Here is an 11,476-nt window from a genome sequence, read left to right as displayed (position 1 = left end):
GAGGTACTATGAATAAAAAAGATCAATACCATTCAAGTAAATTTGAATATATCGTAACAGAAGAAGATAAAGGCCAACCGGTTAAAGCGCTGATTCGAAGCAAATTCACGTTTTCCAGCCGTTTGATGTCCAAATTAAAACGCGGAGACTTTATTTACGTAAATGGGAATTCCGCAAAACTTTACCTGCCTGCTAATCCGGGAGATGTGATTTCCATTGTTTTTCCGGAAGAAAAAAGTGATTTTTTGCCCGAACCAATCGACATTACGCCGGTTTTTGAGGACAAGGACTTACTGATAATCAATAAACAGCCGGGCTATGTAGTGCACCCAACTAAGGGGCATCCGGTACATACAATGGCGAATGGAATTATGAAGTACATGCTTGATACGAATCAAAGTTTTAAGATTCGTTTCATTAATCGATTGGATATGGATACTTCGGGACTGCTTGTGGTCGCTAAAAATTCTCACAGTCAGGATGAATTCACAAAACAAATGAAAGAAAATAAGGTGGCAAAGAAATATGTCGCTTTAGTCAAAGGAACGCTTTCTCAGGATACGGGAACCATCGACTTGCCGCTTGGCCGACCGGATGCGGAACGCGTAGAACGAGGAGTCATGGAAGACGGCCATCCGTCTGTCACACATTATACGGTTCTGAAGCGATATGACAAAGGATACACGCTTGTAGAACTGCTGCTGGAAACCGGCCGAACGCATCAAATCCGCGTTCATCTGTCTCACATCGGCTACCCGGTGGTAGGAGATCATCTATATGGCGGCGAAAATCCATGGTTAATTGAACGCCAGGCTCTTCATGCCAGATATTTATCCTTTTATCATCCGGTAACAGGCGAATTTATGGAGGTGGAAGCGCCCCTTCCTCAGGATATCTTAGATGCTATTGAAAAAGTTAAATAATAGCCCATCTGATGAATGATAAAAGATACTAAAAAAGAAGGTTCCTATTCTTCAGGATACCTTCTTTACTTTTATGGTCTCTATTTATTTATATGTACTTCACATATTTTACTGCATCTTGATCGAATATACGCTCACAATGTCCAGTATCATCCAATATAAATCCGTTCTTTTCATAAAATAATCTTGCGCGTTTGTTTTCTTTTAATGTCCATAAAAAAGCATCCTCAAAGCCATTTTTCTGAATTAGTTCTAGCGCTTTGTGCATGAGAACTTTTCCAATGCCCTTGCCAAAATAATCCGGTAATATATACAAGGAGATTATTTCATTTCTGTCTGCGCATTCAGGTGCTATGCTTCCGCAAGTTACGCATCCAACTGCCACGTCTTCGATAAACACAATATAAGATTCTATACAACCCCGTTCTAACCATTCTTGAAAAAAGGTTACCCAATGTTCATCTGACAATTCATCCAATTGTTTTTGAGGTAAAATTCCTTTATAGGCTGCTCTCCAACTATCTGCATGTATTTTACTCATTATCACAGCATCTTCAATAGTAGCTTTTTTTATTACATGTTTATCTGTATCCATCTTTTCTCCCTTTTCTGTCAATCTAGGCATCCATATAATTCATTAAAAGCTACTTATAAATACTTTTTAAGGATAATAAATACTCTGTCCTTTCGCGTACTGCCGCCGATTTCCTGCAAGATCACTTTTCCTTTTCCGCGAAGCACAAGTTTGTCCCCCTCTTTTACCTGCTTATCTGTTTTGTCTGTCTGAATCCCATTTAGAAAGACAAACCCGCCTGTGATAGCCTCTGCTGCCTTGCCTCTGGATGTTCTAAATGCACTCGCAACAACATTATCGATTCTAAGAGATGCCACTGTATCTTTGATTTCTTCAAACTGTCCTTCTGGTACGATCAATTCAGCGATCGTTTTTACCTCTGCATTTAAGTACGCTCTTCCGGCTTTTTCATAATGAATCATTAAGAAGTCTGCCATTTCTTTTAGGATGATGATATCTGCACCATCCTTACGGACTAAAATATCACCGATCATTTCGCGCTTTACCCCAAGACCGGTAAGAGCCCCCAAATAGTCTCTATGGGACAGTTCCTTACCTTTCGAAGATTCGTTGATGATTCGAAGCAATGCCAAAGGATTATCCTCTTCATTTTCCTGAAAATAGGCGTGAATCGTTTTAAAGTCTGTATTCGATAAGCTGATGTAGTCAGGCAAAAACAACGCAATCGTACGCTCTGCCTCTTCATACCCGCCGTAAAAAATAAATTGCAGCCCACTTCGTCTCTTACAACTGTTTTCAGCTAAACTCCTTTGCCGTAAGTCTAAAAAAATGGAGTTCGTACTCCTATAATCGTCCATACATTTGTCTATTTTATCTTCTATATTTCTCAATAAGATATCGTCTTCTTTACTCATCATTTCTCCTGAACTTATATGATTGCTTTATCTTCTTGTACCTCTGCTTACTGCTCTTTGGCTTATCCGATGCTGCCATTTCAATACATCCAGCCTCTAGTGCCTGCATTTCATCCATTTTACCTCAGCAACTGGAACAAGGAATATACATCTACTTTCCCATAGCCCCATATATTATTGGGATAACTGATATCCATTCTTCGTTCTGCGGATCGGATCAAAAGACTTTTAATATCCACGCCTCTAATAAGACTTTGATTTCCTTGAAATACACCCCACTCCAATACCAGTGCTACGATCCCTGCTGTATGAGCCGCCGCTGCACCGGTTCCGGATGCAGATCCATAACTGTTATTTAAAGTCGGGCACGTAATATTTACACCCGGTGCTGCTAAATCAGGCTTTACAAAATTGCTTCTTGTATACCCAAAGCTCACAAAATCCCCAATTTCCCCGGTTTCCGGATCATACGCTGTCATCGTAATCGGTTCTTCTGCATCTCCAGGACTTGTTAGCGTTACATCCCGTGATGCATTCACAAAATAGGTCTCATCTGAAATAAAATCCCCATCCGGCAGCCATACATTAAATTGTGCATAGATTTGCTCTAATTTATTTACTTTAAACGTCCAGGTTCCTTCTGCGGGATTCATGAATCGTATTAAAATCAGTTGATCGCCGGATTCGCTTTCAGAGATAATGTTGTTAATATAAATAACAGAATCCGGATTAGAAAACGAATGTATGATACATTCTGCAATACCTGGAAAAACATCCGGCATATGTTCCCCTGTAGGCGACGTGATATCAATAGATACTTGACTAGGAGAAGACGTCCATAACTCCATACTAAATCCTCTGTCGTTCCTACTGACTACCATCTCAAATTCCGCAGATGCTTGCGTATCTTCCATACTGCCAAAATAATGTCTTCTCTTCCTGCCTTCATTTCCAACAGCTATTACGGCACACATTCTGGACTGTTGTGTAATACTGCGTAAATAGGCTGCAAGCGCACCATGCCCGTCATGCCCCGTCTGGTTCGTACCTAATGCAATACAAATGGCCAAAGGCCGTCTTAAATTTTGTGCTACCGTTTCGGCATATTTTATTCCCAGCATAATATCAGTGTCTTGATAACAGATACGATCTTCCGGTACTAAAAAAACGTTCTTGTTAACCCTTTTAGCCTGCTTTAACTTAACAATGATTAATTCAGCCTTTGGTGCGACACCACTGAATTCTTCAAACGGATTATCATTTCCCGCTGCAATTCCTGCAATCATGGTTCCGTGACCATTTTCATCTGTAGACGGCACGATAGCTAAAGGATTATCGCTGCTTAATGCCTCATTGATCATTTCCTGTGTATATTCGGTCCCATAAGTAAAACCAACCGGAATTTCTCCTCCCTCATTTATCGTCTGGTCCCAAATCGAAACGATACGAGAAGTATTATCCGGATTAATAAAAGCCTGATGTTGATATTCGATCCCCGTATCAATTACCGCTATTAGTATTCCTTGCCCTTGAAATCCATATTCCAGTGTGTTTCTTACTCTAAATACACCGGATTCCTCTAAGCTGATCCTAGATTGAAGAGAATATAGAAATTGATAGATATTATACTGGTAAATACATCTATCCAAACCTTCAATAGGTACATGCACCATGGAATGCATATTGTTTATGGGAGTGATATTCTCTCTATCTTTCTCAAAATTGATACCTGAGTTATCAATCACTAGGTCTAAATAATCCTCACTTAGCACTTTATTAACCACAGACTTTCTAACCACAGACTTTCCTCCCTTAAATCCAACTATTAAAATCATTACATCATTTCAATATATGAATTTGATTGGCTTAAAATGCCAGATTTGTTCGGTGGTATCGTTTCCGTTATTCTATAACATAAACTGTTCTGCTTACTTGACTCCATTTTAAATCATAGCCAAAGGCCTCTAGAATGGCTCTTGCAGGCAGATACGTTCGGTCCTCCTTAATAATAGCTTGTGTGTCTATCTCCACTTGTTTACCGTTAACTGAAATGGCGTTTTGTCCGATTGTTACTTGCACGACGGTTGGTTCGTTATTCGTTCCCTGATCATCTGAGTCCATCATCTTTGTAGCGGTTACGGTTCTTGTCGGATTATCGTAGCCGATTTCAGCGCCGACCGATTCCAACAACTTTCTCATAGGAAGCAAGGTTCGGTTGTTTTCATCCACAAACGGCATTCCATATCCATCATCGGCAGAGAATTGCAGCATCTGATGATTTAAAACAACCGTAATCGTTCCAACCAATTCATCCTTCTTGCAGCCATTCAACTTCTGAATGGTATCTTGAATCATCGAGACAACACTGTATTTTCCGATGGTCTCATCTCTCCAGTCCACATCTTCATTCACATCAAAGAGCATGACTCCCCCTGCCTTTTTAACTGCAAGAACTGTCTTTTCTCTTAACGTGTCCAAACTATTATAATACGACTCATTCGGATTGGTAGCTAGATGATCGTTATAGGCGTTTTCAGGATTTAAAGCCACTAGATCACGGTATTGCATCCAGCTGGGACGAGCATAAAGCGGCATTCCTACTACGATTTTATCAGCCGCAACCCCTCGGTTCAGCCAATAATCCATAGAGGTATTTGCAAACCACAAAGGGCTGTGCTCTCCATTATTCATATCATATGCCATGACAGAAATGAATTCAAAAGCATTCAGACATTTATCCGTCATCAGCTTGGATACCTCAGGGCCTGCTGTTGTAGACCAAGCACCGTTTACAGCGGCGGTTAGATACTTGCCTTGTTTGTTTAACGCATCTGAAAGCTGTACAACCAATTTCTCATAGTTTGCAATGGAATCCGATGTCGGATGCTCCCAGTCAATTTCAACTCCGTCTAAATTGTTCTGCAAAACAAAATCCACCACACTTTGTACCAGTTTTGCTCGAAGCGTGTCATTGGCAGCAACCTTTTCGAATACAGAAACGAGCGGCACTCCATTATACGACCATCCTCCTAAGGCGATGTATACTTTTGCCTCATCTTGATGCGCTTTAGCCACCACTTGGGTAAGCTGATCGGGTTTGTTCAGCGGCTTGACCGTTCCATCCTCATTCGGAATCAGGAAGGCATACATGATATGGGTTAATTTATCCGTTTGCAGCTTTTCTACCGACTCATTGAACAAATCACCCGAATAATAGCCTACCACTTTAAAGTCTTTACTATTGAAGGTCGTAGTAGAGCTTTCCCCTCCGAAAACATAGGAAGGCATAAACAGTGTCAACACCACCGTTAACATTAAATATCGTTTCAAATTTTTACTTCTCATTTCCCTCGCTCCTTTTGTTTCATTCTAATAGGAACTTCTCCTACCAAAAAGGACCGTTTCAAGAGTTTGAAACAGCCCTTATATTGCTTTTATGTACGATAGCTAAACCGATAGCTGTCGGAACCACTTGTATATAACCTTGTACTATAATCTGAGACCGCCTTTGATTCAATGCTTGGACACTTGGTAACCAATTTTGAAGAAAGCGAATTGGTTCCGTTGAACACTTCTTTTAAATCATCCAGACTCGCTTTTTCTAAGGTTTTTTCATCTACCGTTAAGCTGCCGTTATCTTCTATCTTAATTCCTATTTTCTCTAAAGTCGTTTTATCTTGAGAGAGATAGGCACTCAATTCCTTTGTAAAATAATTGTTGACCGAACTCCCTGAGGTTTTCATATTGGAGACCATACTGTTGTAATCTCTTATCAATGTTTTCACTTCTTTTACAACAGCGCTTGTATCATTGTTTTCCGCCGCACTCCCAAAAATAGAGGTTGTCTCCGTACTTGCCAATTTACTGGCACTCGTGCGGACGCTCGCTGCGGACGTTTTGATATTGCCGTAAACACCAAGCTGAGTTGTTCCAGTCGTTCTTGATGCAATATTGCTTTTGTTACTTGTACCACTGCTGCTTTTGCTGCTCAATCTTGCACTGGCTAAACTCATCGTGTTCCTAGTGCTGTTAAGGCTTAACGTACGACTTTTTAAATAGAGACCATTTCGACCGATTCGCATCTTCTTTCCCCCTTCCATAAGAAATATATGATGAATGAGCAACATTCCCCTATCCTGCTTATTCGTTTTCTATATATTTCCATACACAATTAAAGTGTACTACCATAATTAATACACTGTCAAGGGTTAAATTGAAAATACACTGCTGAGACGGCGCAAAAGAGCTGGCAGCATCGCCGCCAGCTCTGAAAAATAAATACTTATGCTATCCGGTCTAAACAGCATGCCAAAACCCCAAAGTGCCTCTTATTTGTCTTTCAAAAACTCTTGTACATATTCTACATCCGATGGCGTATCAATATACTGAGTCCCTCTTTTTTGTCTGGTTTCACGACCTTTTCCGGTAATTAATACAAGGGTATCCTTGTCAGCCTGTGCAATGGCTTGTCTTATCGCTTCCTTTCTGTCGGGGATAATGGAGCAAGCGCATTCCTGTTCTTTTACATGGTCAGCGATTTCTTCACAAATTTTCATAAGCGGTTCTTCACCGGCATCTTCTTCCGTAATAAATACATTATCCGAATACCTGCCGGCAATCTCGCCCAGCTCTCTTCTTCTTGAAAAAGCCTTCTTACCCGGGCATCCGAATACGATAGAGATCTTTTTATCCGGAAATTCTTTTTTCATCGATGAGAAAAGCGATTCAAAACTCATTTTATTATGTGCGTAGTCAACGATGACGTATAAATCATTGGATTTATTCGTATACACTTCCATTCTGCCGTTGACCTGAGCTTTTTTAAGTCCGGCAGCAATATTATCCAGAGGGATATTTAACGCATACGATATGGAGATGGCCGCTAAGGCATTGGTCACATTGAAAATGCCAGGCATATTGATCTTAAATTCCTTGTCAAAGCTGTCGGTCTTTACCATAAAGGTTATGCTGTTTCCGCTGGTGCGGATATCATATCCAAAAACATCTGCATTCGGATTGAATCCAAACGTAATGATGCGTTTGCAATCTTTCGCCGCTTCCATTACCCGATCAATATGACTGCTGTCTAAATTGATGCAGGCCGTGTCACACTGTTTAAACAGCATAAGCTTGGCCTCAAAATAGTCCTCAAAATCAGAATGTTCAATATCACTGATATGATCTTCACCAATATTTAAAAAACATCCGACGGTATATTGAATGCCTAACGTCCGATGATATTTTAACGCCTGACTGGAAACTTCCATCGATAAATACTCAATATCACTCCGAACCGCATTATGAAAATGCCGGTACAGTTCCAACGTTTCCGGTGTAGTCAAATGAGATTCCTGATTAATAACTCCATCATAGTTATCAATTCCTGAGAGGACCGCACTTCTTGGCTTCTTTATGCTCTTTAAATAGTCATCCAGAATATACCTCATAAAATAGGTTGTGGTAGACTTTCCTTTCGTACCGGTAATACCGATCAGTTGTAATTTTCTCCACAGTTCATTGTAATAACGATTCGCAACTAATGCCATTGCTTTTCTTATGTCATTTACAATGATGTACGGAACCTCCTGTTTACTGTCCACATCATTGGTATCATATTTTTCTTCGCTCATATAGGCAAGAGCTCCTTCTCTTATCGCACTTTTTAAATAGTCAACAGAAAAATGAGATCCCTTACAAATAAACAAGGTGTCATACTTTATGTCCATGGAATTGTAGGAAATATACCTCACGATTTTCGCAAGGCTTTGTTCTCGGGCATTTGTCTCCACCAGAAGACCATTTTTTTCTAATAATTCAATAAAATCATTCAAGCTCCATATTCTTTTATTCATCCTCTCACCTCCAACTTCCATTTTTCACTTATTTTTACTTACTTTAACTTTTTTCCGCATAGTACAATGGACCGCTCCGCAAGAATTTCCATTGCATCAATGAAATAATCCGAAAGATTATTCATTTGTTTGAAACAAGATAGCTCTGTGCATGCCATCAGCACACATTTACACCCTTCGTCTCTCAGTTCTTTTTCAATTTCATGAAACTCTTTCATGTCAATCGGATTGCCGTCTTTAATGCCGTCATAAATCAGTTTCATCACCTTCGCCTGATTTTCCCTGGAAGGAACTACAGTTGAAATACCTAATGCTTTGCATTCCTTTTGATAAAGTTTTGTTTCGATTGTTCCGTCTGTTGCCAGAATTCCAAGCTTGAAATCTTCTCCGTATCTGCAATAAACGGACATCGCAGCTTCTTTAATCATATTTATCATAGGTATCTTTAGATTTTTCTGAAGTCTGTCAATCAACACATGAGACGTATTACACGGAATTGCGATATAGTCTGCTCCTCCGACTTCCAGAAATTTTGCATCATGAAGCAGCTTATGATAGAGTTCTTCCAAATCGCCGCTTTTGATTGCTGCCGTTCGGTCCGGCATGGTTGCATGGTTCAAAATAATCAAGTTCAGGTGTTCTTGGTCACAATGTGCATCCGTTTTATCAATAACCATCTTATAAAACAATTGTGATGCCAGCGGCCCCATTCCTCCTATTACACCTAATACCTTTTGCCCTATTTCCCTCATGGTATTGTTTCTCCTCCATGCCAAATCGGCCTATTTCCCCAAATATTTCTTGTATTTCACATGATGACCCAGCTGGGATTTTATTAGTTTAAGCTTTCTTCCAAAGTTGTTATCCGGCTTATAGAACAATGGGTTTACCCATTTGCCCGCGGCAAACAATTCGCGCATTTCCTTCTTATATTCTTCCGGCTTGATATAGTCAAAGGCCACTTTTTTCGGTACAACAAGCCACAAATGCTTATTCTTAATGAGCTGTTCCTCCATAGGCTTGTCCTCGATATAATCCTCCACAAGGAGTTTTGCAACATTTGCTCCGGCACCGGTCACATAATAATTGCTTCTGCCCTGCCGGGTGTTAATCTCAAATACTTTAAATTTACTGTCTCGGATATCATACTTGATGTCAAAGTTGGAAAATCCGATATAATTCATATTTTCTAAAAGCTTTTTAAACTGTGCCTCTACGGTCTCATTGTATTCTGTAATGATAACCGCATGATTGCCGATTCCGTGCGGTGTATGCTCTTCAAGCAAAACATGACCAAGGCACATCATTTGCACTTTTCCGTGCTTGTCCGAGTAGCTCGTCAATACCCTCATATACGTATCATCCCCTGGAATAAAATCCTGAATGATAATCGTATCATCATATCCGGCACTGTAAATATCCTCTAAAATAGAGTTCAGTTCATCCATTGAGTCTGCCTTATACACCTTTTTCTGTGTTGGGAAAGGGTGTCTCCAATATTCTATTCCGCTGGATGGCTTCACGATAAAAGGGGCTTTAAACGGAAGTTCAAAGTCCTGTCCCATTTCTTTGTGATAAATAAACGTGTCCGGATAGTCCACCTCGTTTTCATCGCACATCGCATAAAACTTTTCCTTATGAATCAGATTGGACATCATTTCAATCGGAATATAAGGTGCGATTACATTTTCAGGAAAGGCTTCCTTATTAGAACTGATGAGTTCTACATAACTATCTCCGCACCCTATTAAAAGAATCTGCTCATCCTCATGTTGATTTGCAAATCCAAGGACCAAACTCAGGAAAGTCTCCTGTTGATCAGCCTTTGGATTTGCATGATAAAACATGATTTTACTTTTATGACAAGGCCCCGTTTCATACTTACCATACACATACGGCTTGATACCATATTCTTCATGAAACGCTCTTGCAACACTATATACATTAATATCCCCTGCAAATAACAGAGGAATGAAATTCTTGTTCATCCTTCGTTCTCCTCAAATGATTTGCCTTATTGTTTTTCGCCGAAAGCAAGGTAACCCGTAAAATAATATTACCCTTAATTATAATACTTTTTACCCAATTTTAGCAATGATTTCATTCCGTACTTCTTCTATTTTTTTGAAATCCATATTTGGAATGTAAAAGCTCTCCAAATAATCATGTTCTTTCTTCGCAAGCTTTATACAATCAATTCCATCATTCAGTAGTGTATCCATACTTGCAAGATTATTTTCAATTAAATTTTTTAATTCTTGAATTTTTCTCTGTTCCAGCATTTCAGCCATATCAATATTCACGATTTCAGGATTCTTGCTTTCATCTTCATCGGAAGCAATCTGCCAAGGTTCCAAATCATGATATTTATTCACGCTGATAAAGGCTACACTCAATTCCGGAACGAGCAAATGTTCAATTTTTGTTTCCGGTTTCATCGGACAATAATATTCTTCAACATCTAAGCCTCTATATACTGCACTTTCTGCAAAGATATTGAGTAAGCTTTCCGCACTCATGCCTACCGGACAGCTGATCAGATAGACCTTTTTATATCCTTGGAGCAAGCTTTGAATCGAATTGACGATCCCTTCCGGTGTAATGGCACTGGCAAAGAACTTTTTCACCATACCCGGATTTAAACAAAGCTCTTTATGAGAGAGTTCATCGCCGACGATGGCAGCGGTTAACTTATAAACCTCTGCATTTTCCAAGGCGGATTCATACATGCTTGCTACATTGTCATACAGCTTTCCGGCTGCCGCAATATAATTGTATGCATACTTAAATAAGCTTCCGATTTTCTCTGTTGTATCAATCACTGCATTTTTATTCTTTTTAATGCCTGTTTCGTTCCAATAGTCACCCAAATGAAGGATATGATCGACAGCACCGGGATTAATCGGATCTACCACATGTGGACTGGTTGCATCAATGAAAGCAACACTTCTGCTTTTGAGTACAATACCATCCAGTGAATTATTGTCTGAGGAACAATGCATAAAGTCGACATCTTCGCCGCGTTCCAAATATTCCTCACCGATTTTCTTCATAAAAGTTGATTTTCCTACGCCGGGACCACCCTTTATACATATAATTCGGTTCGCTTCTCTCTGTCCCAATATGTACCTGTAATACGAGTAAAATCCCATTGTTGTATTATTTCCGGGGTAAATGTGTCTAGCTATTGCCAAAAAAACCGCTCCCTTCAGATTCTTTTTAATTTACTGAATCATAATATGAGGAGCAGTT

Annotated in this window: 11 protein-coding genes; 1 reads left to right on the top strand and 10 read right to left on the bottom strand. The window is 39.7% G+C overall.

The window, feature by feature from the left end; translation table 11 throughout:
• The first annotated feature begins 8 nt into the window (after positions 1-8).
• Positions 9-923: an RluA family pseudouridine synthase gene (locus JYB65_RS02410; RefSeq protein WP_206581026.1), complete on the top strand. Its 915-nt coding sequence runs from the start codon at positions 9-11 to the stop codon at positions 921-923.
• Between the two features lie 88 nt (positions 924-1,011).
• On the opposite strand, the gene JYB65_RS02405 is transcribed toward JYB65_RS02410, so the two are convergent.
• From JYB65_RS02405 to JYB65_RS02365, 10 genes are all read right to left on the bottom strand, one after another.
• A complete protein-coding gene (locus JYB65_RS02405; RefSeq protein WP_206581025.1) occupies positions 1,012-1,518 on the bottom strand; it encodes a GNAT family N-acetyltransferase in 507 nt (168 codons plus the stop codon).
• Positions 1,519-1,571: 53 nt separating this feature from the next.
• Positions 1,572-2,372, bottom strand: a complete 801-nt coding sequence (locus JYB65_RS02400; protein ID WP_206581024.1) for a YlmH family RNA-binding protein — start codon at positions 2,370-2,372, stop codon at positions 1,572-1,574.
• Complete coding sequence (locus tag JYB65_RS15060) at positions 2,365-2,490, bottom strand: Fic family protein (protein WP_280634474.1); 126 nt, start codon at positions 2,488-2,490, stop codon at positions 2,365-2,367. Before JYB65_RS15060 ends, JYB65_RS02400 begins: the two co-directional genes overlap by 8 nt.
• A 1-nt stretch (position 2,491) precedes the next feature.
• Entirely contained in the window at positions 2,492-4,171 is a 1,680-nt protein-coding gene (locus JYB65_RS02395; RefSeq protein ID WP_342366608.1) for a S8 family peptidase, read from the bottom strand.
• A 103-nt stretch (positions 4,172-4,274) separates the two neighbouring features.
• Positions 4,275-5,717: a glycosyl hydrolase family 18 protein gene (locus JYB65_RS02390; protein WP_206581022.1), complete on the bottom strand. Its 1,443-nt coding sequence runs from the start codon at positions 5,715-5,717 to the stop codon at positions 4,275-4,277.
• 89 nt (positions 5,718-5,806) lie between these two features.
• Entirely contained in the window at positions 5,807-6,454 is a 648-nt protein-coding gene (locus JYB65_RS02385) for a hypothetical protein (RefSeq protein ID WP_206581021.1), read from the bottom strand.
• A 246-nt stretch (positions 6,455-6,700) separates the two neighbouring features.
• Entirely contained in the window at positions 6,701-8,224 is a 1,524-nt protein-coding gene (locus JYB65_RS02380; protein ID WP_206581020.1) for a Mur ligase family protein, read from the bottom strand.
• 38 nt (positions 8,225-8,262) lie between these two features.
• Positions 8,263-8,976 (bottom strand): aspartate/glutamate racemase family protein, encoded by a 714-nt coding sequence (locus tag JYB65_RS02375; RefSeq protein ID WP_206581019.1) that lies wholly within the window; start codon positions 8,974-8,976, stop codon positions 8,263-8,265.
• 30 nt (positions 8,977-9,006) lie between these two features.
• Positions 9,007-10,212, bottom strand: coding sequence for a carboxylate--amine ligase (locus tag JYB65_RS02370; RefSeq protein ID WP_206581018.1), 1,206 nt, complete (start codon positions 10,210-10,212; stop codon positions 9,007-9,009).
• A gap of 90 nt (positions 10,213-10,302) precedes the next feature.
• A complete protein-coding gene (locus tag JYB65_RS02365) occupies positions 10,303-11,418 on the bottom strand; it encodes an ATPase (protein ID WP_206581017.1) in 1,116 nt (371 codons plus the stop codon).
• Positions 11,419-11,476 lie beyond the last annotated feature (58 nt).

The organism is Clostridium aminobutyricum (genome assembly GCF_017255415.1).
GTDB classification, from domain to species: Bacteria; Bacillota; Clostridia; order Peptostreptococcales; family Anaerovoracaceae; genus Aminipila; species Aminipila aminobutyrica.
The sequence above is the reverse complement of the archived record's forward strand: the minus strand, read 5'-3'. Positions and strand labels throughout refer to the sequence as shown.

Excerpts from the sequence above, each read along its gene's own strand:
- JYB65_RS02410 (WP_206581026.1), top strand. The coding sequence starts at position 9 with ATGAATAAAAAAGATCAATACCATTCAAGTAAATTTGAATATATCGTA.
- JYB65_RS02405 (WP_206581025.1), bottom strand. The coding sequence starts at position 1,518 with ATGGATACAGATAAACATGTAATAAAAAAAGCTACTATTGAAGATGCT.
- JYB65_RS02400 (WP_206581024.1), bottom strand. The coding sequence starts at position 2,372 with ATGAGTAAAGAAGACGATATCTTATTGAGAAATATAGAAGATAAAATA.
- JYB65_RS15060 (WP_280634474.1), bottom strand. The coding sequence starts at position 2,490 with ATGGATGAAATGCAGGCACTAGAGGCTGGATGTATTGAAATGGCAGCA.
- JYB65_RS02390 (WP_206581022.1), bottom strand. The coding sequence starts at position 5,717 with ATGAGAAGTAAAAATTTGAAACGATATTTAATGTTAACGGTGGTGTTG.
- JYB65_RS02385 (WP_206581021.1), bottom strand. The coding sequence starts at position 6,454 with ATGCGAATCGGTCGAAATGGTCTCTATTTAAAAAGTCGTACGTTAAGC.
- JYB65_RS02380 (WP_206581020.1), bottom strand. The coding sequence starts at position 8,224 with ATGAATAAAAGAATATGGAGCTTGAATGATTTTATTGAATTATTAGAA.
- JYB65_RS02375 (WP_206581019.1), bottom strand. The coding sequence starts at position 8,976 with ATGAGGGAAATAGGGCAAAAGGTATTAGGTGTAATAGGAGGAATGGGG.
- JYB65_RS02370 (WP_206581018.1), bottom strand. The coding sequence starts at position 10,212 with ATGAACAAGAATTTCATTCCTCTGTTATTTGCAGGGGATATTAATGTA.